This is a genomic window from Micromonospora sp. WMMD558, assembly GCF_049315255.1.
Taxonomy (GTDB): Bacteria; Actinomycetota; Actinomycetes; order Mycobacteriales; family Micromonosporaceae; genus Micromonospora.
On the sequence record NZ_CP186061.1, the window covers coordinates 5,242,257 to 5,265,494 of the forward strand.

General features: G+C 67.7%; 24 protein-coding genes and 1 pseudogene. 13 read left to right on the forward strand and 12 right to left on the reverse strand.

Features of this window, described 5'->3' with window-relative positions; translation table 11 throughout:
- Positions 1-13 precede the first annotated feature (13 nt).
- The 5 genes from fabG to ACN26Y_RS25005 all read left to right on the forward strand — a co-directional run bounded on the left by fabG (position 14) and on the right by ACN26Y_RS25005 (position 4,369).
- Positions 14-772, forward strand: coding sequence for a 3-oxoacyl-ACP reductase FabG (fabG, locus tag ACN26Y_RS24985; RefSeq protein ID WP_155334284.1), 759 nt, complete (start codon positions 14-16; stop codon positions 770-772).
- Between the two features lie 44 nt (positions 773-816).
- Positions 817-1,278, forward strand: coding sequence for a MaoC family dehydratase (locus ACN26Y_RS24990; protein WP_422733624.1), 462 nt, complete (start codon positions 817-819; stop codon positions 1,276-1,278).
- Between the two features lie 222 nt (positions 1,279-1,500).
- On the forward strand, positions 1,501-2,994 hold the full coding sequence (locus tag ACN26Y_RS24995) for a CoA-acylating methylmalonate-semialdehyde dehydrogenase (RefSeq protein WP_155332600.1): 1,494 nt from the start codon (positions 1,501-1,503) through the stop codon (positions 2,992-2,994).
- Positions 2,995-3,585: 591 nt separating this feature from the next.
- Positions 3,586-3,762: a hypothetical protein gene (locus ACN26Y_RS25000; RefSeq protein ID WP_230689156.1), complete on the forward strand. Its 177-nt coding sequence runs from the start codon at positions 3,586-3,588 to the stop codon at positions 3,760-3,762.
- On the forward strand, positions 3,680-4,369 hold the full coding sequence (locus ACN26Y_RS25005) for an integrase core domain-containing protein (protein WP_422733625.1): 690 nt from the start codon (positions 3,680-3,682) through the stop codon (positions 4,367-4,369). Before ACN26Y_RS25000 ends, ACN26Y_RS25005 begins: the two co-directional genes overlap by 83 nt.
- A gap of 470 nt (positions 4,370-4,839) precedes the next feature.
- Here ACN26Y_RS25005 and catC read toward each other — a convergent pair whose 3' ends face one another.
- The 10 genes from catC to ACN26Y_RS25055 all read right to left on the reverse strand — a co-directional run bounded on the left by catC (position 4,840) and on the right by ACN26Y_RS25055 (position 13,222).
- The gene (catC, locus tag ACN26Y_RS25010; RefSeq protein WP_370463273.1) at positions 4,840-5,145 is read right to left on the reverse strand and encodes a muconolactone Delta-isomerase; all 306 of its coding nucleotides are present in this window, start codon (positions 5,143-5,145) and stop codon (positions 4,840-4,842) included.
- A gap of 66 nt (positions 5,146-5,211) precedes the next feature.
- Positions 5,212-6,066, reverse strand: a complete 855-nt coding sequence (gene catA / locus ACN26Y_RS25015) for a catechol 1,2-dioxygenase (RefSeq protein ID WP_422733626.1) — start codon at positions 6,064-6,066, stop codon at positions 5,212-5,214.
- Between the two features lie 82 nt (positions 6,067-6,148).
- Positions 6,149-7,252: a mandelate racemase/muconate lactonizing enzyme family protein gene (locus tag ACN26Y_RS25020; RefSeq protein WP_155332603.1), complete on the reverse strand. Its 1,104-nt coding sequence runs from the start codon at positions 7,250-7,252 to the stop codon at positions 6,149-6,151.
- 30 nt (positions 7,253-7,282) lie between these two features.
- On the reverse strand, positions 7,283-8,350 hold the full coding sequence (locus tag ACN26Y_RS25025) for an NADH:ubiquinone reductase (Na(+)-transporting) subunit F (protein WP_422733627.1): 1,068 nt from the start codon (positions 8,348-8,350) through the stop codon (positions 7,283-7,285).
- A gap of 13 nt (positions 8,351-8,363) precedes the next feature.
- Positions 8,364-8,696, reverse strand: coding sequence for a phenol hydroxylase subunit P4 (locus ACN26Y_RS25030; protein ID WP_155332605.1), 333 nt, complete (start codon positions 8,694-8,696; stop codon positions 8,364-8,366).
- A 2-nt stretch (positions 8,697-8,698) separates the two neighbouring features.
- Entirely contained in the window at positions 8,699-10,270 is a 1,572-nt protein-coding gene (locus ACN26Y_RS25035) for a YHS domain-containing protein (RefSeq protein ID WP_155332606.1), read from the reverse strand.
- Between the two features lie 7 nt (positions 10,271-10,277).
- Positions 10,278-10,562 (reverse strand): MmoB/DmpM family protein, encoded by a 285-nt coding sequence (locus ACN26Y_RS25040; protein WP_155332607.1) that lies wholly within the window; start codon positions 10,560-10,562, stop codon positions 10,278-10,280.
- Positions 10,559-11,539, reverse strand: coding sequence for a phenol 2-monooxygenase (locus ACN26Y_RS25045; RefSeq protein ID WP_155332608.1), 981 nt, complete (start codon positions 11,537-11,539; stop codon positions 10,559-10,561). The genes ACN26Y_RS25040 and ACN26Y_RS25045 overlap by 4 nt, the downstream gene beginning before the upstream one ends.
- A gap of 26 nt (positions 11,540-11,565) precedes the next feature.
- Positions 11,566-11,967, reverse strand: coding sequence for a hypothetical protein (locus ACN26Y_RS25050; protein ID WP_230688766.1), 402 nt, complete (start codon positions 11,965-11,967; stop codon positions 11,566-11,568).
- 355 nt (positions 11,968-12,322) lie between these two features.
- The gene (locus ACN26Y_RS25055) at positions 12,323-13,222 is read right to left on the reverse strand and encodes a LysR family transcriptional regulator (RefSeq protein ID WP_155332610.1); all 900 of its coding nucleotides are present in this window, start codon (positions 13,220-13,222) and stop codon (positions 12,323-12,325) included.
- 311 nt (positions 13,223-13,533) lie between these two features.
- Between ACN26Y_RS25055 and ACN26Y_RS25060 the strand changes: the two are divergent.
- From ACN26Y_RS25060 to ACN26Y_RS25095, 8 genes and pseudogenes are all read left to right on the forward strand, one after another.
- Positions 13,534-13,929, forward strand: a pseudogene (locus ACN26Y_RS25060) (acetyl-CoA C-acyltransferase); the annotation flags it as partial.
- A gap of 22 nt (positions 13,930-13,951) precedes the next feature.
- On the forward strand, positions 13,952-14,743 hold the full coding sequence (gene pcaD / locus ACN26Y_RS25065; protein WP_155332612.1) for a 3-oxoadipate enol-lactonase: 792 nt from the start codon (positions 13,952-13,954) through the stop codon (positions 14,741-14,743).
- A complete protein-coding gene (locus ACN26Y_RS25070) occupies positions 14,736-15,422 on the forward strand; it encodes a 3-oxoacid CoA-transferase subunit A (protein WP_155332613.1) in 687 nt (228 codons plus the stop codon). Before pcaD ends, ACN26Y_RS25070 begins: the two co-directional genes overlap by 8 nt.
- Positions 15,419-16,126 (forward strand): 3-oxoacid CoA-transferase subunit B, encoded by a 708-nt coding sequence (locus tag ACN26Y_RS25075; RefSeq protein WP_155332614.1) that lies wholly within the window; start codon positions 15,419-15,421, stop codon positions 16,124-16,126. The genes ACN26Y_RS25070 and ACN26Y_RS25075 overlap by 4 nt, the downstream gene beginning before the upstream one ends.
- Positions 16,127-16,209: 83 nt before the next feature.
- Complete coding sequence (locus ACN26Y_RS25080) at positions 16,210-16,458, forward strand: hypothetical protein (protein WP_155332615.1); 249 nt, start codon at positions 16,210-16,212, stop codon at positions 16,456-16,458.
- Positions 16,455-16,907, forward strand: coding sequence for a GntR family transcriptional regulator (locus tag ACN26Y_RS25085; RefSeq protein ID WP_155332616.1), 453 nt, complete (start codon positions 16,455-16,457; stop codon positions 16,905-16,907). The genes ACN26Y_RS25080 and ACN26Y_RS25085 overlap by 4 nt, the downstream gene beginning before the upstream one ends.
- A gap of 1,033 nt (positions 16,908-17,940) precedes the next feature.
- Positions 17,941-19,710, forward strand: a complete 1,770-nt coding sequence (locus ACN26Y_RS25090; RefSeq protein WP_422733628.1) for a hypothetical protein — start codon at positions 17,941-17,943, stop codon at positions 19,708-19,710.
- Positions 19,701-20,141, forward strand: coding sequence for a hypothetical protein (locus ACN26Y_RS25095; RefSeq protein WP_155332619.1), 441 nt, complete (start codon positions 19,701-19,703; stop codon positions 20,139-20,141). The genes ACN26Y_RS25090 and ACN26Y_RS25095 overlap by 10 nt, the downstream gene beginning before the upstream one ends.
- A gap of 114 nt (positions 20,142-20,255) precedes the next feature.
- Here the strand turns inward: ACN26Y_RS25095 and ACN26Y_RS25100 are convergent, their stop codons facing one another.
- Both ACN26Y_RS25100 and ACN26Y_RS25105 read right to left on the reverse strand, forming a co-directional pair.
- Complete coding sequence (locus tag ACN26Y_RS25100) at positions 20,256-21,659, reverse strand: hypothetical protein (protein WP_422733629.1); 1,404 nt, start codon at positions 21,657-21,659, stop codon at positions 20,256-20,258.
- Positions 21,649-22,836, reverse strand: coding sequence for a TerB family tellurite resistance protein (locus tag ACN26Y_RS25105; protein ID WP_422733630.1), 1,188 nt, complete (start codon positions 22,834-22,836; stop codon positions 21,649-21,651). The genes ACN26Y_RS25100 and ACN26Y_RS25105 overlap by 11 nt, the downstream gene beginning before the upstream one ends.
- Positions 22,837-23,238: the final 402 nt, after the last annotated feature.

The window sequence follows — 23,238 nt, forward strand, 5'->3', positions numbered from 1 at the left end:
GGAGAGAGCTAACATGAGTGATTCCCCCCGCGTCGCGGTGGTCACCGGCTCGGCCCGCGGAATCGGCGCCGCGACAGCGCAACGACTGGCGGCGGACGGATTCGCGGTCGCGGTGCTGGACCTCGACGAGTCAGCCGTGGCGTCCACTGTAGACGTGATCGGGTCTCACGGCGGCCGCGCGCTTGCGGTCGGCGCCGACGTTTCCGATCCCGAGCAGGTCACCGCCGCGGTCAACCAGATCACCACCGAACTCGGTGCCCCGACCGTCCTGGTCAACAACGCCGGCGTGACCCGGGACAACCTGCTGTTCAAGATGACCGTGGATGACTGGGACACCGTCGTCAACGTGCACCTGCGCGGATCCTTCCTCATGACCAGAGCCGTGCAGAAACACATGGTGGACGCGAGGTTCGGCCGCATCGTCAACATCTCGAGCACCTCCGCGCTCGGCAATCGCGGCCAGTCCAACTACTCGACGGTAAAGGCGGGCCTGCAGGGCTTCACCAAGACGCTCGCCATCGAGCTCGGCAAGTTCGGCGTGACCGCGAACTGCATCGCCCCCGGCTTCATCGTCAGTGACATGACGAAAGCGACCGCCGACCGTCTCGGTGCGGACTGGGACACCTACCTCGCCACCCGCGCGAAGCAGACCCCCGTAGGTCGCGCCGGGCAACCCCAGGACATCGCGCACGCCGTCTCCTTCCTGGTCAGCGAAGGTGCCGGGTTCGTCTCCGGACAGGTCATCTACGTGGCCGGCGGGCCGAAGGCCTGAGCCACGCCGCATCACGGGCATGTCATCGACAGTCAGGAGGAGCCATGCCGGCCACCGTGATCACCGGCGCAGACGGCGTCCGGGCACTCGTCGAAACAGCGCTCGGGCCCAGTGGGTGGGAACTCATCACCCAGGACCGGGTGAACAAGTTCGCCGACGCGACCGGGGACAACCAGTGGATCCACGTCGACGTGGCACGGGCCACGCGGGACAGCGCGTTTGGCGGGCCGATCGCGCACGGCTACCTGACACTGTCCCTGATCCCCCTGCTCCTTCCGCAAATCGTCGAGATCCGCGGCTTCACGATGGGTGTGAACTACGGCTGCGAGAAGGTCCGCTTCCCGGCTCCCGTTCTGGTAGGCAGCCGCGTCCGGGCAACAGCCGTGATCGACGAGGTCACCGACGTCACCGGCGGCATCCAGATGCGAATCACCGCCACGATCGAAATCGAAGGCAATCCGAAACCCGCGTGCGTCGCCACCGTCCTGCTGCGCCGATACGTGTGATCGTCGACGCGGTGCTGGTGCCGAACCCGGCTCCTAGCAGAGCTGTCGACGCGGTCAGGCACAGGGCCGATCGCGATCGCCCCGCGGCCAACACCGGCGCGTAGATCGGATGCACTGTTGGCCGAGGGTCTACCAGGCGCTGGCGCCCGGCGAGATCACCGGTCGGGCCGTCGTCGTGATGGCCCCAGCCGATTGACCATCGAAAGAAGGGCTGAGACTCACATGTCGGAACGCATTGTCCACTGGATCGGCGGGAAGGAGTACGACTCCGGGGAATCCCGGCTTGGACCGGTCTACGACCCAGCGCTCGGCACCCAGCGCGCCTCCGTGCTGCTCGCTGACGCCGCCGAGGTCGACGTCGCGGTGGCCGCCGCAGCGTCCGCGTACCCCGGATGGCGCGACACGTCCATCGCCAAGCGTCAGTCGGTGCTGTTCGCGTTCCGCGAGCTGCTCAACGCCCGCAAGAACGAGCTCGCGGAAATCATCACCAACGAGCACGGCAAGGTGCTCTCCGACGCGCTCGGCGAGATCGTACGCGGCCAGGAAGTCCTCGAGTTCGCGCTCAGCTTCCCCGAGGTACTCAAGGGCGACTACACGTACAACGTCTCTACCGGAGTGGACGTGCACTCGCTTCGCCAGCCGATCGGCGTGGCCGCGATCATCAGCCCGTTCAACTTCCCGGCCATGGTGCCGATGTGGTTCCTCCCGATCGCGCTGGCTGCGGGGAATTCCGTGGTACTCAAGCCCAGCGAAAAGGACCCGTCAGCAGCGATCTGGCTGGCGCGGCTGCTGGCCGAGGCTGGGTTGCCAGACGGGGTGTTCAACGTGCTGCACGGCGACCGGGCGGCCGTAGACGGTTTACTGGAGCACCCCGGTGTCACCTCCGTCTCGTTCGTCGGTTCGACGCCGATCGCTCGATACATCTACCAGGCCGCGGCGGCCAATGGGAAGCGGGTGCAGGCCCTCGGCGGCGCCAAGAACCACATGCTGGTGCTGCCTGACGCCGACCTCGATCTGGTCGCCGACGCCGCGGTAAACGCCGGCTTCGGCTCGGCGGGCGAGCGGTGCATGGCGATCAGTGTCGTGGTGGCGGTGGAGCCAGTAGCCGACGCTCTGATCGCCAAGGTCACCGAGCGCATGAGCAAACTGCGCACCGGGGACGGCCGGCGTGGCTGCGACATGGGGCCGCTGATCAGCCGCGAGCACCGTGACAAGGTCGCGTCCTACATCGATGTCGCGGCGCAGGACGGAGCGACCGTGGTGGTCGACGGCCGTGATGTGATCGCCGACGGCGCGCCGGAGGGCTTCTGGTTAGGGCCGACCCTGCTCGACCGGGTACCGACCACCTCGCGCGCCTACACCGATGAGATCTTCGGCCCGGTGCTGTCCGTCGTACGGGTGAATTCGTACGATGAGGGCCTCGCGCTGGTCAACTCCGGAGCCTTCGGCAACGGCGCCGCGATCTTCACGCACGATGGTGGCGCCGCCCGACGGTTCCAGGCCGAAGTCGAGGTGGGCATGGTCGGCATCAACGTACCGATCCCGGTGCCGGTGGCCTATCACTCCTTCGGCGGCTGGAAGGAGTCGATGTTCGGCGATGCCAAGGCGTACGGGGTGGACGGCTTCCGGTTCTTCACCCGCGAAAAGGCGATCACCACGCGCTGGCTCGACCCTAGCCACGGCGGCATCAACCTGGGATTCCCGCAGAACGTATGAATTCAAGTGTGCTGTCCCCTGTGCCTTCAGTCTGGTCGGTCTGGGCTCCTTGCCGAACGCAAAGGACGTTGAGATCGCGGTGCTCCGCCACCAACTGATGGTGCTACGTCGGCAGGTAGCGCGGGCCCTGCTACACGGCCGCCGACCGGATGATCCTCGCGAGCCTGGCGAAGCTACTCCCCCCGCGATCGCCGGCCCAACCTCCCGTGGTCGACGTTGCCAAGGGTTGGACCCAGAGGTGGTCGACCTCGTGCTGCGGCTGGCCCGAGAAACCCCAGGCTGGGGATACATCCGTATCGTCGACGAGTGCCGCAAACTCGGCATACGTGTATCGGCGACCGCGGTACGCACCATTCTGCGCCGCCACCACCTGAGACCGAAACCCCGGCGCGGCGGCCCGCCGGGGACGCAGTTCCTGCGAACCCAGGCCGCCGGAACGCTCGCCAGCGACTTCCTCACCGTCGGGACATCGGCCTCACCAGGCTGTACGTGTTCTTCATCACCGGACTCGAACACCGCCGGGTGCACCTGGCCGGGAACTCCGTTCACCCCACCGGCGCCTGAGTCACCGAAGCCGCCCGCAACCCGCTCATGGACCTCGACGAGCACGCCCACCGGTTCCGCTTCCTGATCCGGGATCGCGACGGCACGTTCGATCGCGTGTTCACCGCGGCCGGGCATCCAGGTGCTCCAGACACCACCGCGAGCGCCGAAGGCCAACGCCTACGCGCGACGCTGGACACGCACCGCGCGGACCGAGTGTCTTGACTGGGTTTTGATCTGCAACCGCCGCCACCTCGAACGCGTCCTGACCAACTACATCCGGCACGACAACACGGCTCGGCCGCGCCGCGGCAACGACCTCGACGTGCCCGTTCCATCAGCGGGTAACGCCGACCCGCGCACGCAGACGCTCGGGCATATCGAACGGGTCGATGTGCTCGGTGGGCTCATCCACGACTACCGCCACGCGAAACCCCATCTCCGCTCTCCTGCATGCACCGGCTACCGTGACTGTGGAGCAATCACCGAGGCAGCCCTCCTGGGAACGAGGAGACTTGAACCCAGGACAGCCTCTTGTCGAGCCCTCTTCAGGGTTTGTCATTGGATACCAAACCCCTTGTTACCGACCGTAGCCACTCCAAGTCTGTCATTGCTTGGCGCAAGTGGTTGTTTACCTGCACAGATGCAGCCAGGCGCCAATCTCCTTTTGTCACTGATCGTGAGCGTTGGGACAGGGTTCTCGGGGGGCAAACGGGGAACCGTCGGGACCCGTTCGCGCCTCACCGCACCGCCATCACTGCGCAGTTCTCACGCATCGAAGGACGGGCCGGCCCTCAGCGGCAGTCGAACCACCGGGGTTCGTGTCGGATGATCGACATGAATCGATACACAACGCGGACTGCGCCTTGCCGGTGCCATCCCGCTCGGCGATGTGCGCGGTGGCCGGCTCGGCTGACGCGACGTTTCATGCCGCCAAGGCACCGGTTGCAGCGAGCGGTACCGTCATGGCAGGGGTCGCCCACGAACGTCCGGCGCCGCGGGCCGACTACCTTCGATCGTCACGACGTGCTGCGAAGTACGTGTCCGTCGGTGCGTCGCGGAGCCCGGTGACAACTTGCCAGTACGTATATGGCGCGGCGGCGACGCGCTGCCCGCGCAAACCACGGCGCCCCGCCGACGGGCGTCGTCCGGCGCATGCAACGGGTTCCCCAGCAGGACCCAGGCAGTCGAGCGGCCCTCCTACGACCGCCGGGCCCCGAACCGGGGTCGGACGGAAGCCCGGATCGTCACAGCGATGACCCGGGCTTCCGGCGCGGGGCCAAGCGAGCAGCAGATCCTCTCCTACCGTGGGTCGTCGTCTTCGCCGCCCACCACGCCGGTGAGACGAACGTCGGAGGGGTGGGCGGCCAGCGCGGTCACCTGGATTCGCAGGTACGGGAACAGCGGCAGACCCGACAGCAGGGCGTGCAGCTCGTCGTTGTCGGCAACGTCGAAGACGCTGACGTTTGCGTAGTGGCCGGCGACCCGCCAGATGTGCGGCCACTTGCCGGCCCGCTGCAGCTCCTGGCTGTACGCCTTTTCTCGCGCGAGCAGCTCGGCCCGCTCGTCGACCGGCATGTCGCGCGGTAGCTCGACGTCCATTGTCACGGCGAAGAGCATGTCGCTCCCGCCTCCCTCCGGGTCGCTTCGTGCGTTCCTGGTCGGCCCGTGCGCTCAGAAGCGGTCGAGCACGAAGTCGTAGGTGACCTCCTCGCTGGCGCCGTCGGCGCGTGGGGTGGGTGCGATGATCAGGTCCGGCTTGACCGCGGACGCGATGTCGGAGTCGTTGTAGTCGCCGCCATCGAAGTAGAGCTGGGTGGTGACGGAATGGTGGCCGGAGGCGAACACCTTCAGGTGCAAGTGCGCCGGGCGCCACGCGTGCCAGCCAGCGGCTTCGATGAGCTGGCCGGTCGCCCCGTCGTGCGGGATCTGATATGGCGCGGGCTTGACGGTGCGGAAGGCGAAGCGGCCCTCCGGGTCGGCGAGGACGACGCCACGCAGATTCCATTCTGGCAGGCCGGGGGCGAACCGGGAGTAGAAGCCGTTGGCGTCGGCGTGCCAGAGCTCGACGGTCGCGCCCGGCAGCGGGGCGCCGTCGACGCCGCGAACCTGGCCCTGGAACAGCAGCGGCGTGCCAGGTTCGTCGTCTCGCATCGGCAGGGTGGTCGAGCCGACCTCGCTCGGGGCACCGGGGATGTAGAACGGGCCCTCGATGCTGCCCTTGCTGCCCGCGCGGTCGGCGTTGACCACCTCCTCGACGACGTGCTCGACGAACACGTCGAGGAACAGCGGCCATTCGCCGTCCTCACCGACCCGGATGAGCCAGCTCTTCAGCGCGTCGTACTCGGCATAAGTGACTCGGTGCTGATGGATGACCTTGTGCAGAGCCGCGAAGGCGTCGCCGGCCACGGCTGCGACCCGGGCGTGGTCGACCGTGGTCGCCTCGCGGGTCTTGACCTGGAACATCTTCGTGGCGTTCGCGCCGGTTCCGGCGGCGGTCGCGTCGAACTCGGTGAGCTGGTCGGTCATGTCGGTGCCTTTCTGCGTGCACGGTCCCTGGCGGGCGGGTCGGCGGTCGGGGTGTGGGTTGTCGAAGTGGGAGGCACGGGCGTCAGCGGTCCTGGCGGTAGCGGGCGAGCTTGCCCTCGTCGATCTCCTGGCCAAGGCCGGGTCCTTGGCGGACCCGGAGGTGGCCGTCGGTGATCTGCAGCGGCTCGGCAAGCAGGTCGTCGGTCATGTCAAGGAAGTTCGACAGTTCCGCGGCCCGGCGTGCGGTGAGTGGGAAGGCGGCGGCGAAAGCCGCCGCGCACAGCGATCCGAGTTGGCTGTCGATCTGGTTGCCGACGACGACGTCCGCGCCGAGGCCCTCGCACAGGCCGACGAGCCGCTGGCTGACGGTGAAGCCCGTTCGGGATGTCTTGATGCTGATGCCGTTGGCCGAACCGCCGAGCAGCTCGCGAGTGACCTCACTCGGACGCGCAACGCTCTCGTCGGCGAAGAACGGGATGCGGCTCTGCCGCACCAGCCAGCGCCGGCCGAGCACGTCGTCGGCCGGGCACAGCTCCTCGGCGAAGGTGAGGTCGAGGTCCTCCATGGCCCGAAGCGCGCGGGCGGCCTCGCGCGGTGTCCACCCGCGGTTGCCGTCGATGTAGAGTTCGACGTCGGGGCCGAGGGCCTCACGCAGTGCCTGGCACGCCGTCACGTCGTCGGTGAACGGGGCCCGACCCACCTTCACCTTGAAGGTCGTGACCCCGTAGCGGTCGCGGATGCGCTCGGCTTCTGCGACCATCTCGGCGGGCGGAGCGAAGCCGACCATGTGCGCGACCCGCACCCGGTCGGTCCAACCGCCGAGCAGCTCACTCACCGACACCCCGAGGCTTTGGCCGAGGGCGTCCCAGATCGCCATGTCCACGGCGGCCTTGGCGACCGGGTTTCCGACCGTGCGGTTCATCCGGGCCAGGGCGACCTCGCGCTCGAGCACCGACAGGCCCTCAATCGCCGGGCCGAAGACGTCGGTGATGACGGAGCGGACCGAGGTCTGCGTCTCACCGTAGGTGAACGGTCGAGGTGGGGCGTCGGCGTTCCCCACGACGCCGTCACTGGTCCGCACCCGGACCAGCACGTGTTGGGCGACGTGCACTTCGCCGCTGGCGAAGCGCAGCGGCTTCTGGTAGGGGATCGCGTAGGGAATCGCCTCGACCGAGGTGATCTTCACGAGTGTCCTTCCTCTCGGGAGCGGGCCGGCTCAGCGTCGGATCAGCGGGCTGCGGACGACGTGCGTGCCCGAGGCACGGTCCGCGGAGTCGAAGAAGCCTTCGCGGAGGATGTCGCGTGGGAACAGCCGGGCCCGCATCAGCACCTTCATCGTGTCCTCGACCGCCCGAGGGCTGCCGCAGAGGTATGCCACGCGTCCGGAGGCGCGCGGGAAGTCCTTGGCGAGCAGGTCGGTCACCCGGCCCTGCCGGCCGTTCACCGGCTCGCGTGAGACCGCTGGCCGGTAGGAGAACCAGGGCAGCTCCTGCTGGAGCCGCTCATACCTCTCGCGGTCGTAGAGCCCATCCTTCGTGGCGACGCCGTGGTACAGCACCACCTCGTGCTCCCAGCCTGCCGTCGCGGCGGTCTCGCCCAGCTGCGCGAGGATCGAGGCCAGCGGGGCCAGCCCCGTGCCGGTGCCGACGAGCAGCACCGGCTTGTCCCGCGCCGGCCGCCACGAGAACGTCCCGTACGGCCCGGACAGGGCGACCTCGTCGCCGACGGCGAGATCCTTGAATACCCAGCGGTCGGTGGCCGCGCCGCCCGGATGGCGGCGCACGTGCAGCTCGATGCGCCGCGGGTCCGAGGGGCTGTTGGCGATCGAGTACGGGCGGGTGTCGCCGCCGGGCAGCACGAGCTGCACGTACTGTCCGGCGTTGAACGGCATGGGCCGGGTGAGATCGAGCACCACGCGGCGGACGTCAGGGGCGACCTCCTCGAGCGTTACCACCCGTCCTCGGTGGTCCCGGACGGGGTGGACTTCGACCCCGTCCTCGATGTCGACCTCGCCTTCGACGACGAGGTCGCCGCGGGGACGGGCCACGCACAGCAGCGCGCAGCCCTCCTCCCGCTCGCTGTCCAGCAGCGCGAACGGCGAGGCGCTGCCGAGGTCAATGTCGCCGTCGAGCACGATGGCCTTGCACGTGCCGCACGTGCCGTGGGTGCAGGCGTGCGGGAGCCAGACGCCCTCGCGAAGACAAGCATCGAGGACGGTCTGGTCCTCCCGGCAGCTCACCTCCGCCCCCAGCGGCTCGACGCGGACGGTGTACGTGGTGGTCATGGATGCTCCGTCCTCAGGCTGCCGGGACGGTGCTGAAGTGGAGCAGGCCCTTGTGTCCGACTCCCAGGTCGGCCAGGGACGCGTGCGGGGAGGCGTGGATCTCGTCGTCGAACAGGCGCCAGCCGCCGACCGTCGCGGGGTCGAAGTCCGGGTCGGACGCCGCCCACGGTCCGACGACGTCGCTGACGAACGTCCCGAACGGCATCGTCCGCGGGACCCGGAACGCCGCCGCGGAGCAGAAGAACGGATTGCCGTCCCAGTGCACGTAGACGAGCTGGTCGTCGCCGAACAGCTCCGCGCGGTCGGCCGAGGGAAAGTCGTAGTCGTACAGTGCCTTGACCGCCACCGTCATACCTCCTTCGCCACGCCGTTGCTGCTGCCGGTTGTTCCTTCCGCGTGCCACGCGGTCCACGCGAGTGCGTCGCGGGAGCCCTTGAACTCGCCGTTGTCGCCCTCCTGGATGCCGTACCACGCCAGCACGTCGGGGACGGTCGGCCCGCCGCAGTTGCCCTGGTAGATCTGGTGCACCGGCAGCCACGCCTGGACGTACTTCTCGGGCTCCCGCTCGAAGATCCACTGACATCCGTCGCTGCAGGTGTGGAACGTCTCGGCGCGGAACTGCGAGCGGCGGTACGAGATCCGGCTGGGGTCGTCGGCCTCGGTGAAGGCCATCGGGATCTGGCAGACCTGGCACAGCTGCGGCAGGCCCATGACGAATGCGCGGCCGCCGGCGGCCTCGATGCGCTCGTGCTTTTCCCACACCGGTCGGTAGTAGCGGTCGAACGTCTCGGGGTACTGCTCCGACAGCCAGCGCATGTGGTCCTGCGTCGGTGTCGAGGTGGTGAAGGCCGCGGCGAACGAGAAGTTGTGGAGAATCTTGTAGACCTCGTGGCTGAGCCGGTCCTTCTCGGCGATCGCCTGCTGCACGTGGCGCGGCGGCTTGATGCCGTAGAACTCCAGGTCCGGGAAGAGCCCGCCGAGCATCTGGTCCTCGAAGTAGAGCTCGAAAGCCTCCTTCCAGCTCATCACCGGCCTGGGGAGCATGTAGTCCATCATCGCGGCGACCAGCGCGGACATCCGGTACGCCCGCCAGAACCACTTGTCGATCCAGTCCTGGATGATCGGCACGTTGTCCTCGTCCTGCTCGAGCAGGAACTTGATCGCCTCCAGGCCGAGCGTCATGTGCCGGCTCTCGTCGGACTGGGCGGAGAACCCGAACGACATCGTCGGCATGTCGCCGTTGAAGCTTGCGCCACTCATGAACGGCACGAAGAGAAGGTTGGTGAGCAGGTACTCGAAGCTGAACGAGATCGAGATGAGGAACTCGAACGGCCCGGCGCTCATGGCGTCGTCGAACAGCGACTTCGGCACCGACAGGTACCAGACCCGGTCGTGCATCTTCGACCAGGAGTGGAAGCCCGAGTAGTACTTGTTGTAGTTGCTGATCGTGTGGATCTGCGTCTGGCAGTGGCGCAGCTCGTCGACGCTCTGGCACAGCGCCGCGAAGCGCGGCGCGGGGCCCTCAAGGTAGCGGGCGAGGTAGGCGAAGTGCCGGTGAGCGGCGTACTCCAGCGGGGTCACGCCCTGGATGAAGAGCTTGATGGCGTTGAGGTAGCTGGCGTCGGACAGCGTGAGGTGGCCCTGGCTCTGCGCGAAGCCGTCGAGGACGGCGTAGAGCCGCTTGTCCTTTTCCGCCTGGTACTTGTAATAGGCGTCGACGGTGAGCCTGAAGGGGTCCTCCCAGCCGTCCCAGTCGTGGACCTTGATGCCCTCGTAGGACGTGAACGGGTAGAGCTTCTCCCGTGGGACGTAGCTCGGCTCCCAATCAAGGTCGCGGGTGAGCAGCGAGTAGCGTTCCTTCATCGGAAGCTTGCGGGCTGGCCTGGCGCCATACGAGGGGGCGTTCTGCTGCATCGTCATGGTGTCGTCAGTGCTCCCACCGGACGACGACGCGGTCGTCGTCCCACTCTGAGAAGTTGCCGGCGTAGGAGACGAGAGCCAGCTGCAGCTCGCCGGTTTCCCACTCGCGGCCGAGCCTGTTCTCGACCGTCTCCCGGTTGATTACGATCTGGCCCGCCGCCTGGAGCTTGACCAGCCCCGGCAGGTGGCGGACGGTGAGTTCGGCGTTGTCCACGCGGATCGCCTCGATGAGGGCGCGGTTCTCCTCGGAATCTTGCAGGTCGATGCCGACCTGGCGCAGGGTGTGGCTCATCGGGCCTCTCCGGGGATCGCGGCGGAGGTGGAGGAGTGGCCGGTGCCGAGCCTGTCGTCAACGACGGCGGTGATCGCGTCGACGGCCTCAAGGGCCCGAGCGCCCCAGGTCGCATCGGCTGCGTCGAGCACGGCGGCGTTGCGCTCCCCATGCTGCGGGTCCTGACGCCAGGCCTTCGTCAGCGCATCGAGCCACTTGCGCTGGTCGGTGAACCAGGCCGTCAGGTGTTGAGCGAACAGCGAGTACGCGCCCGCCCCGCCGGTGAGCGCAGCCTCGTCGAGCCCAGCGAACAGCCGCGGGTACACGAGCTTGTCGACGGCGTCGACGGCGAGCAAGGCGACGGCCCAGTCGTCGAGGACCATGATCTCCTCGACCAAGCGGCGCAGCGGCTGCAAGTGCTCGCCGTCGAGCCACTCGAGCTTGGCGTTCCGCAGCACCTCGGCGCTCCCGCTGGCGAGCGCGATGCCGACGCGGGAGAGCATCTGCGCGTTGCCGATGCGGTCGAACGCGGCAAAGGTGCAGCACTGTTCCAGCGACGTGCCGTAGGCGAAGCGGGAACCGGCGACGGTCACGAGCTGGGCGCCGCTCTCGTAGTGGCGCAGCGGCACGACGACGGTGGCGAGCACGGCGCGCCACGGCGCGGGCATCCGGGCGAGCAGGTCGCGTCCCTCGAGGTAGGTCAGAGTCTTGCCGAACTCCTCGTGCGCCGCCGCACGCTTGGTGACGTACGGCGTGTAGTAGTACTGGCGGGGGTCGGTGAACGCATAAGGGTCGGTCAGGCGCAGGTCGGAGAACCGCTCGTCGTAGAGCTCGCGGTCCTGCGCCCACGTGGGCCGGTAGTGGAAGTTCTCCCGCGGCTCGATGTCGAGGGTGGCCTCCAGGTAACGGTTGGCTGGCTGGTCGCCGAGGCGGTCGATGACGTTCTGGTAGGTCTGCCGAACGGGCTCGATGACCTGATATCGCAGTTCGTACTGCACGGTGGTCTCCGATAGTCGGTGGCGGGTCAGTGGTGGGGTCGGTTGACGCGGGCCGGAGCTATGAGGGAGAGCAGGAGGGCCCGCAACTCGTCTTCGGAGGCGAGCCGCCGCGGCTCGGCCTCGGTACGCCCGTCGGGGCCGACGAGCTCGGCGAGCGCGGTGCGGCCGTCGACGACGGTCCGTACGCGCGCCCAGCGTCCGGCGCAGGCGAGGGTGAAGGCGAGGGCGCCGGGACCGGCCTCGTCGACGAGATCGATGCTGCGGTCGTGGGCGGCGAGCACGGAGTTGGCCTCGCTGACGAGCTGCTCGGCGAGGGAGCGGACGAGCACCTGGGTGTCGGTTGCGCGAGCCACCGGCTCGGCAGCGCTCGGCTGGGTCTCGGGGGTCGGGGCATCCTGGCCGTCGAGGAGGGCTTGGACGGCAGTCATGAACGGGGTCACGGCAGGGCCTTCTCAGGCCGAGCCGGGATCGGCGCCGAAAATCGGCACGAGCCTCGGGTGGCGGGCAAAGAGCGGGCTTCCGGTGCGCGGGCGGCGCGGCCGGTGAAGAGCAGCTTCGAGCTGGCGGGCGTGGTCGTCGCGGCCGGCGCAACGGGCGTCCGGGATGGAGCGGCCGGAACGAGCGCGGGGCGAACGGGTGCGATGGTGTCCACCTGTCCTCCTGATCCTCGCGACCTCGACGGGTGAGGGTGCGATGAGAGGAGGCTCACATCTCCAAACTCGTTTCGTGAAGGACTTGATCCCGCAAGATCCAGAGGCTGAACGTCTTGGTCCGCGTTGGCGGTCAGCGGGTCCAGGTCCCCCCGAGGAACGAGCGGGTCCGGGCGAGTATGCGCTCGACGAGGGGGCCGCTCTCTGCGGCCCGGGTCGCCACCGCCAACTCGACCTCCTGCGTCGTGCCGGCAAGCGGCAGGTAATGCGCGCCGGTGATCCGAAGATGCCGTACCGACGCCGGGACGAGTGCGACGCCCAGGCCCGCGGCCACGAACGACACCAGAGTCGAGGTCTCGGCCACCTCGTGCGCAACCTGCGGTCGGAAGCCTGCGCGCTGGCAGACGTCGAGTACGGCGTCGAACACCACCGAGCGGTGGTGCGAGGGGTAGGTGATGAACGGCTCGCCGCGCAGGTCGGACAGGCGTACGGAACTCCTGTCGGAGAGCGGGTGCGCGGTCGGGAGCGCCGCGATCAGCGGCTCGCGCCGGAGCACCCGCACGTGCAGGTCGGGCTCCCGCACCGGCGGGCGGAGAAACCCGAGGTCCAGGCTGCCGTCGAGCAGGCCCGCGACCTGCTCGGGCGTGAGCATCTCCCCGCGGAGGTCCAGTTCCACACCAGGGGCGCCCTCGCGCAGGACCCTGGCCAGCGAGGGCAGGAGTTCGTAGGTCGCCGAGCCGGTGAATCCGATCGCCACCCGCCCCAGTTCGCCGGCCGCGATCCGCGTGGCCTCGTCGCCAGCGGCGTCCACCGCCGCGAGGATCGCCCGGGCTCGGTCGAGGTAGCGTTCGCCGGCCGGAGTGAGTTCGACCTTGCGGGTCGAGCGGACCAGGAGGACGACGCCGATCTCGCGCTCGAGCTGCTTGATCTGCTGCGACAGCGGTGGCTGGGCAATGTGCAGCTGTTCGGCGGCTCGCCCAAAATGGCACTGCTCGGCGACGGCGACGAAGTAGCGCAGGTGACGGAGCTCCATGCGCGGAGGGTAGGTGGGCACCTGCGGGAGGATCCAGAGCCCTGGCGTATCAATCCTCCCCGAGAACGTCCTTCTCTCGTATAGCCGTAAATTCTTACCCTGCCCTTGTGAAGGACGACGTGGTGATCTGCGAGCCGGTCCGCTCCGCCGTGGGCGCCTTCAGCGGAGTGTTCGCCGTCGTCGCGGACGAGCACCCACGCCCGGGCGCCACGCTGGACGGGCTCGCGGCGCCGTGCCCGGTGGCCGCCACGATCGACCCCGGGGCCACCGTCACCGCGGGCAACGCCAGCGGGCAGAACGACGGGGTGGCGATGTGCGTCGTCACTACCTGGCGCGAGGCCGCGCGTGTCGGGCTCAGACCGCTGCTCCGTCCGGTGGCGTGGGCCGAGGCTGGTGTCAGCCCGGAGTGCATGGGCATCGGGTCCGCTCCGGCCTCGACCGCCGCCCTCGGACGTGCCGGTCTGACACTCGACGACATCGACGTCGTCGAACTCAACGAGGCTTCCGCCGTGCAGGTGCTCGCGTGCCCTCGCGAGTGGAAGGTCGATCCCGTTGACGAGCGGCTCAACCCCAACGGCTCCGGGACCGCCCTGGGCCACCCGGGTGCCACCGGGGCGCGCATCCTCGCCACAACTGTGTACGAGATGCGCCGCCGCGGCAGCCGTTACGGCCTGGGGGCCAGATGCATCGGTGGCGGCCAATGCCTCGCCGCGGTGTTCGGGGGGTCTCGTGAGCGCTGTGTCCCTGTACCACGAGGTCTCCGGCGCCACGGACGCGCCAGTCGTCGTTCTGTCGAACTCCCTCGGCTCGACGCTGCAGATGTGGGAGCGCCAGGTCGGCGTTCTCTCGACCCGGTACCGGGTCGTCCGCTACGACACGCGCGGCCACGGACGCTCTCCCGTCCCCGACGGGCCCTACTCGATCGACGACCTCGCCGACGACCTGCTGGCGCTGCTTGACAGCCACCACGTCGAGCGCGCCCACCTCGTCGGACTGTCCCTCGGCGGGATGGCCGGCATGCGGCTCGCCGCACGCGACCCCGGGCGGGTCGTCAGCCTCGCCGTACTGTGCACCTCGGCCCGGCTCGAGCCGACGCGGGCCTGGCTGGAACGCGCCGCGGTGGTGCGCGCAGAGGGCAGCCGGGCGGTCGCCGAGGCCGTCGTCAGCCGCTGGTACACCGCCGCCTTCCACCAGACCGAGCCGGGCCGCGTGAGCGAAGCGCGAGCGATGGTCACGGCGACTCCGGCCGAAGGGTACGCCGCCTGCTGCGAGGCGATCGCCGGGATGGACCTGCGTAGGGACCTCGCCGCGATCGAGGCCCCGGTCCTCGCCGTCGCCGGCGAGGACGACCCGGCCACGCCGCCCGAACACCTCGAGCGCATCGCGCAGGGAGTCCGAGCCGGCCGGCTGGTCGTCGTCCCGCGCTCGGCGCATCTGGCCAACGACGAGCAGCCCAATGCGGTCAACGCTGTCCTGCTCGAGCATCTGGCCCGCGCGACAATCGGGGTCAGCCATGGTTGACGCAACGGTTGGTCGACGCAACCTCGTCACGGTGGACGTCAACGCGGCGCTGGCCGATGTTCCCGACGGAGCCACCGTCCTCGTCGGGGGGTTCGGCAGCGCGGGCCAGCCGGTCGAGCTGATCGAGGCCCTGCTGCGCCAGGGTGCCCGCGACCTGACAATCGTCAGCAACAACGCCGGCAACGGCGACACGGGCTTGGCCGCCCTGCTCGCGGCCGGCCGGGTACGCAAGGTCGTCTGCTCCTTTCCCCGGCAGGCGGACTCATGGGTCTTCGACCGGCTGTACCGCGCCGGACAAGTCGAACTCGAGGTGGTACCGCAGGGCACACTCGCCGAACGGCTGCGCGCCGCGGGCGCCGGAATTGGCGCCTTCTACTGCCCCACAGGAGTCGGCACGCGGCTGGCCGAGGGCAAGGAGCTCCGGTGCATCGACGGTCGCAACTACCTGCTCGAGCTTCCTCTACACGGCGACGTCGCCCTGGTCAAGGCACACATCGCGGACACCATGGGCAATCTCGTCTACCGGAAGACGGCGCGCAACTTCGGACCCGTGATGGCGAGCGCGGCGGCCCTGACGATCGCCCAGGTGACACAGGTGGTGCCCACAGGCAGCCTGGACCCCGAGACCGTCGTGACCCCGGGCATCTACGTCGACCGCGTGGTGCAGGTGACGCCGTGACCCTTGCTGTTCCAGCACCTGTCGAGCACCTCAACCGTGGCCCGCTGACACGCAACGAGTTGGCCGCCATCGTCGCGGCCGACATCCCGGACGGCTCGTACGTGAACCTCGGCATCGGCCAGCCGACGACCGTTGCCGAGCACCTGCGGCCGGAGCAGACCATCGTGCTGCATACCGAGAACGGGATGCTCGGCATGGGGCGCGCCGCCACGGGCGACGAGGTCGATCCGGATCTCGTCAACGCGGGCAAGGTCCCCGTCGTCGAGACACCCGGCTGCGCGTACTTCCACCACGCCGACAGCTTTGCGATGATGCGCGGCGGTCACCTCGACGTCTGCGTCCTCGGCGCCTTCCAGGTCTCGGTCGCCGGCGACCTGGCCAACTGGCACACCGGCGAGCCCGACGCCATCCCGGCGGTCGGCGGAGCCATGGACCTCGCCACCGGCGCCAAGCAGGTGTTCGTGATGATGTCGCTGTTCGACCGCGAGGGCGCCCCGAAACTCGTGCCGAAGTGCACCTACCCGCTGACCGGGCTGCGGTGCGTCACCCGGCTCTACACCGACGTCGCGATCATCCACCTCGGTGACGGCGCCGTCCGGGTGGGCGCGACCTACGGGACGTCCGTCGCCGCCCTCGCCGAACGGCTCAACCTCCCGCTGCTGCCTATGGGCACGCGCATCCGACCACTGAAGACGAGTGCCTGAAGTGGGCAGGCACGGTTCCCCCGGTCCTTGGCGCACTTGGTCATTGCGGGCTGCCGAGGGTCGTCGACCGCGGGTGGATGGCCATGCCGGGGTTCGCCGACACACCGGCCGGCTCCAATCCGTACGGCGTCGACGGCTACAAGACCATCGCGTATGAGCTCGGCGCGCACCGCTGCGGTGACCACGACCGCCAGCCGGCGTCGGACGCCTCTCCGGGCCCGTGGATCAGGCAGACCAGCGAGCGCTTCGGGCAGCCCAACAGCGGTTTCCGGCACGGTCAGAGCTGCGTGGGGCAGGGACGAGAATCAGCCATGATGGCAACGCGGGCATGACCCACTTCGCCAGCGAGCTGGCACCAGGGACGCTGTACTCGGTCGTGGAGCTGTCCAATCAGCTCGGGGTCTCACGTACCCCGGTTCGCGAGGCCCTTCTTCAGTTGGCCAGCAACGGGATGGTTCGGTTCGAGCGCAGCAAGGGCGTGCGGATTCTCAAGCTCTCCACGCAGGATATCGAGGAGATCTATATGTTGCGGATCTTCCTCGAGGCACCGGCCGCGTACCACGCCGCCCAGCAGATGCCGCAGGAGCACCGGGAGGCGTTCCAATCGGCGTTCGCCGGGATGCGCGCGGCATGCGAGGTACTCGCGGGCAACCCAGCGGGAGCAGCGAAGGCCGTGCAGGAGCACCTGCTCGGCACACTACGCATGCTTATCCAGCAGTCGACAGGTGACACCGCCGGCGCGGAGGAGTACCAGCCGCCCGTGATCCCCCGCCTTCCCTGACTGACGGTCCTCGCGAAGCGACAGAGATTCGGCGCTTCCCGATGCAGCTCCCCGTGATCAGCCGAGAGTTCGGCGCACGCCGCACCCACTGCGTTCCGTCGCCGCGAATCTCCCCCTGCCAGTGCTTGAGCTCCAGCGCATAAAGGCCGCTGGGGTCAGCACCAGGGCGTCGACCTCGTTGATCGAGCCGTCGGCGCCGACGAACTCGACGCTCGCCTAGCCGTGGTACGGGTCGGCGTCCGGCAGATCGCTGGCCATCTCGCGCAGCCCGTCCTGCTCATGGGCGTACGAGCTGGCATTGATCTGCTCCCAGCGCGGCGAATCCTCACGCACGCACTGGCTCCCTCGACTTCCGGACGATCTATGGCACCTTACCTGCTCTCCCCGCGGCTGTTACTAGAAGCAACGCACGGTCCACGCCCATCCTCGACGCCGAGACGGACAGGCTTGAACCGCATGCATGTTCGGAGTGGTTCGTGACACCCGGGTAGGGAACATTGGGCGGAACCGAGGCGCTACCAGAGCACCGGGCCAGGCATCTACTTCCCGTACGACCGGGCCACGGCGAGGCCACTGGCTGTCGGCAACGACTCACCTCCGTGGCGGCAGATGTTGCGGCTTGTTGATGAGTGGGCTGTGTCGCGGGTGCGACAAGTGGTGACGGCGGCGCCACGTTTTGGTTTGATCGATTCGCCTACCGGCATCGACTCCGCCTCGATCAGGCTCGGACCACCCAGCGAATGGGCTGCTTCGCGAGCCCGAATGAAGGAGGCGCAAACAGGCGGAGATAACGATAGCGTAACGAAGGTCGGCGATCGGTGATTCGTAACCGCGGTTGGCCATACTCAACTATCGCCGGCTGACGTGCAGTGTTATTTGTAGAGCGCAACAAATTCCCCAATGGTCCGTTATCACGCGGGCCTCGACAGGTACACCGACCCTGTAGCAAGGTGTATTCCTCTGAGTACGCTTCGCTGTTTGCGGGTGGGGGGCGTGGTCCGTGCCGGAGCGACGTGGCACCCGAAAGACGTTGATGAATCTCGGCATCTGCATCCTGGCTCTACCGCTGGTCATTCTGGCAGGCGGCACGGGCTGGCTCCGGTACCAGTTCGAGGCGCACGGCGGCTGGATCGGCCAGCACGGAAACCTGCTCGAAGCGGTCGCGCGGATCTTCTTCTTCCTCCTCGCGGCTGGCGCCGGCATAATGATCTTCTCGCGGCTGCGTGATCGGTTAAACCGTGAGACCGCTGACCTCGATCCGCCCGTCCAGCCGGATGTCGCGTGGCTGCAGAGTCTGCAGAGTTCGGCGGCCAACCGGATTACCGAGGACGACCGCAAGGCGATCGCGATGTTCGTGGAGCTGATCGTTGACCCGGCTCGACGCCGCTCCCGTCTCACCGAGACCATCGACCTCGACGAACGAGCCGTCGTGCAGCAGGTCTCGATATCGTTCTCGCTGCCCAACGCCGACGACGGCGGCCGGGCGCTGTACGTGCCGGTCCTACAACCGCTGAAGGGCGACTTAGTGGACAACTTCCACCTCCGGTCCGCGCGAGGGGAATCGCTGACCACGATGTCGTACGAGGAGTCCGTCCGGCTGGCATCGGCCGGTCTGCGGCTCCTGGTCGAAATGTCCGCCGGTCAGCAACCCACTCCTGAGCACCGCATGCTCGAGGAGGTGGAGCGCGCCGCGGAGCTCGCCCTTCTGCAAATCGTGGCCACCCGCGGACCGATGAACAGCCAGATCGTCGACCGGCGGATGGACGTCATCCTTGAGAAAATTAAGTTTCGCGACGACGAGAGCAGGCAGCGGGTCCGGAAGTACGTCGCCGCGCTCAGTTCGTCGTATCCCATCATCGCCGTTATCCCTGCAGCCGATGTTTCCAGCGGCCGCCTTCTTCTCAAGTACGAGCGCACCTTCATCCCCTCCTCGCTCGTCAGGGGTTGGTGGGGATTGCTGCGCCTCGGCCTGGGCCTCAAGCCCGATCAGGTGGCGGTCCCGGTGGAATTGGCGCTCACCGCCGACAGTTACCACCTGCGGGTCAATGCGCCGTCCAACAAATACGTGCTCAAACAGTTCCTCCAGTGCCGCCACTGTCGCACCTCAGCGACACGACGGTGGCGCGGTAAGCATCCGCGCGGCAAGCAGGATGAGTACGACAAGAACGGTCTCTGCGCGCACGAGGCCGGTCCGACCGCCGAGGTGGACCACCATTTCCGGGTACGCCGGAGGCGCGGGCAGAACTTCGTCCACGTATACATGCGGGGTTACGCCCAGGCGTCGCCGAAGATGCGGGACCTTCAGCTGATCGCCCGGTTCAAGGAGACTCCGCCTGGTGCCAGGGGTCGGGCGGCAGTCACCGCGCTGGCGACGACGCTGCTTATCGCGGTCGTCGGGAACCTGATCACCAACCCGCAGGGAGCTCAGGTGGGCGGTCTGCCGGCCCTGATGCTCGCGCTGCCCGCGGTCGCCGCAGGTTGGTTCGGGATGGCGTCGGACAACAACGCCCTCGTCGGCGGCTCAATGCTCGCCCGCCTGTCCCTCATCATCAGCGGCGCCGTTTCGGTGGTCGCGGTCATTCTCTACCTCGGCTCTCCGCCACCCGCTCTGCCAGCGGCACAGGAGAGCACCCTGGAGCACCTCACATTCGTTGGAATCACCGACTGGCGGTGGATTGTGCTCTGTGCCATCTCCGCCCTGAACCTGATCTACATCTCCTACCGGTTCACGCTGAAGCTCGTGCACTACAACGACCTGCTCAAGCGAGAAGACCTTGGCGCGGGGGAGTTCGCATGGAGATGATGAAGAGAACTGGAGGAGCATTGGCAACATCGGACGAGCCGCAGCCGGCGCAGCCCGAGGAGCGGTACGTGGTGGACGATGCGCTCTGGGTCGTGCCGTCGAGCAACTACGTCGATCCCTCACCACCGTTGGAGACAAGCCTCTTCGACGACCCGAACCGACTCGGCAACGCCTGGCGGCTCACCATGTCGACGCTGAAGGCCGAGGCCCGGGAGTCGAAGGAGCAAAAGCGGCAGATCGAAGAGAAGGCGCGCGCACTGATCGAGGAGGCCGACCGGGCAGTCGCGCCGCCGAACGAGCATCAGCCGGACAGACCGGCGGAGGTCGGTCAGCCGATCGCCGAGGCCAAGGGCGAGACCCCCGATGGTCTGATGGGCCGGCTCGACCGGCTCGCTCAGGCCACCAGAAGACTCACCCTGCGACACGGCTGATGCAACCACCTGTCTCTACCGCCGCTCCGCCGTGGCCTGGGCGTCGTGCTGCTGGATACTCATGCCCGTCACACCTTCTACGCCGGATGGATCTGGCTGAGCAGGCCAAGCTGATCACGATTGCCCCTCGGATTCGGTGAGGAGCAATTCCCACTCCTTCTCCAGGGCTTGATTGATTCGATGGTCGCGGGCGATGGCTTCGTTGAACCAGGTGATGGTGGCGGGGGCCATGGCGAGAATCTGGTTGTAGTTGAGGGCCGCCGGGTTCATGCCAAACAGTAGCCCGGTCTTGAGAAGCGTGCCTGAGGTGGCGATGGTGTGCCCGAGCAGCAGCATGGAGGTGAGTTTGGCGTGCTCCAGTTTCCGTTGCGGTGCGGTACCGCCGGTGGCGTAGCTTTTGAGAAGCCAGTACCCTCGGATGATCGCGGACACGACGCCAGGCGTGATGCCCATTGTGAAGAAGTGGCGCAGGTCGTAGCCGTTCGTATACATGTAGCGGGCGACGTCGGTCCAGGGCACCTTGACGCCGGAGGGGCCTAATGCGAATGGGGAATTGATCTGTCCGAGTTGAAGCAGGCTGAAGAACGGGGGCTGCACGCCGGCAGGAGTGTAGACGTCCGAGAGTAGATGGCGCACCTGAGTGATGAGCGCGGTGATCAGGTCGACCGGGTCGTAGTTGGTGGCGACCTGGATCAGTTGCCCCGCCTTGTCGATGTAGGTGCCGGTGCCGTGCATGAGATCTGCCACGCCGTAGAGGAAACCCAGGGCCGGATCGTGGCCGAGGCTCTGGAGCCGATGGGTAGCCGGCCGCATGCCGCTGACGAGGCCCCCGGTGGCCTTCGTGGTGGGGGCGTCGTAGGGCACTTTGGCGAGCTTCTCGAACCTCTTGAGGAATCGGGCGTGGATGTCTTGTGCGCGGTCACGGTCCTTGAGCCACGTGGTGAGGGGCGAGCCCGCCTGCTCCTTGCCGAGGAAGGTGGAGTCCTGGGGGATGCGGACGAGGATGACGTCAAGGAGGGTCGCGAGGGCTCCGGCAACCAGGACGACTGTCCAGTCGGTCTTGTCCCAGCTGACGTCGCCATGTTCCTCGGCGTAGCTGCGCAGGCTGCGAGCTATCTGGCTGGAGGGAAGAACCTGTTGGAGCGGGTCCCGGGTCAGATCGATACCCAGCAGATCCAACCGGGCTTCGGCAAGCCTGACGAGCTGATCGAAGTCGTCATCAGTCGGGGCGATGGGCACGGCGTAACGGGGGTTGCTCGGTGCTTGGACACTCACGGTGGTCGCTGCGCTCGACGGGGACTCGGGGGCTGGTACGAGGAGGCCCATTGCGTGGAGGCGGGCGCGCACCGCGTCGAACTCGGAATCGACCGAGTCCAGGGTGTCGCTGACGCGACGTTCGCGTTCGAGGACATCCTTGAGGTCGAACTCAACCTGGTCGAACAGGTTACGCAGTTCGGTCAGCGTGACGGCCTGGTAAGCCACGACAGCGGCGGCAGCCGAGAGCTGGTCACCCGACACTGAGCGGCTCCCGCCGTTCGAAGGCCTCCTGACTGGTCTGCAGATTCACCAGGGCCAGCTCGAAGGCGGCCAGCTCAGCCCTGAGCGCGGCCAGTCGCTCTTCGTTCCTCGTGGTCTGGGTGAGGTAGGCCTCCATCCGTCGAGCGAGCCCCGCGATGTCATCGGTGAGCTCGGCCATCGCCTGCTGGTGATTCTTGATGACTTGCTGAATCAGATGCTCGCGCCGATTCTCTCGTTCACGCTCGTTGGTGGCCAGCACCCAACGCGTCCCCTGATGGACCGCGACGCCGAGAATTACGACCGTGCCGATCCCGGTGGCCATCGCGCTCAGGCCCAGCAGGCCGCCGAACCCCAGGGCCGCCAGACCCGAGGTGATTCCCGCTCCGCTGAGGCCGGTGACGCTGCCAGCGAGACTGATCGCGGCGATCGGGGCGCCGAACGCAGCCGCTTTGGCGGCGATGTCCTTGGTGGTGGTCTCCAGCTGGCTGGTCGTGATCTTGCCGGAAGCGAAGTCCTCTTCGGTGATCACGAACCGTTCGGTCGCCTCCACGACCTTGTCGGCTGACTCGGCGAACACGAGTCCTGCGACCAGCACGATTCGCTCACGCTCGGCGTCGGCGGCATGCCTGTCAGCACGCGAAATTCGCACCAGGTCGCGCACCAGCACCGTGAACACTGGCTCGCGCTGGTCCTCCTCGAGGAGGTCACGCAATTCCCTGGACAGCTCCACCGTGGCGTCGAGAACCCCTGCGCCGCTCACTGCATCGCGTTGCGCCCCAGTGATTTCCCTGCGCAACTCCGATCGCGCTTCGCCGTCGAGACCAATCGTCGATGCGAACAAGTACAGATTCGCGATCTCGCGAGGATCGAGGAGGCCGTCGACCAGCGCCAAGCTCACCAACACCCGGCAGTAGAGCAACTTCCCGTCGGCGCTGAGCGCGGACAAGTCGCCGAAATCGGCGGGGTTGCGGGACGACCAGGCCGAGAGGCCGTCCTTGACTTCTTCGACCTTCGCCATCACCTGCTCGGCGGACTGCTTCACTCTCTCCTGTGCATCGCCAGCAGCATCAGCGACGAGCTGCCTCGCGACGTTCGTGCTGTCGGCGACCATCCGTCCAGCGGCGTCGGCAACGCCCTTCAGCCGTCCAAGCCCAACTTCACGAAGGTCCATCGCCATCCCTTTCACGTCTTTGGCGAAAGGCTATCGGTGACCACCGACGAGACGAGGTCCTCCCGGCGGCCCTAGCCCATGTCCTCATCGGCCAAATTTCGATGCCCTACGGCTATGGCGCCGCCAGCCTCGCCGAGCGCTTCTATGCCTGGCGAGCCACCCGGAGTCGGGCCGCCGCCGGGCTGTGTCGCCCCCGGTAAAGGGGGGGCTTTCGGGGGAAGGTTCAAACTCCATAGAAGAAAGTCAAAGCCCCGACCAGTGTTTCCGCTGGTCGGGGCTTTGCGTCTGTCGGGACGGCCGGATTTGAGCCGACGACCCCTTGACCCCCAGTAGTCCGGTGGCCCAGCGGCGTGCTCATGCACGTTTGCCCAGGTCGCCTGAAGCATAAGCCGGCCGAGTAAAGGAGTC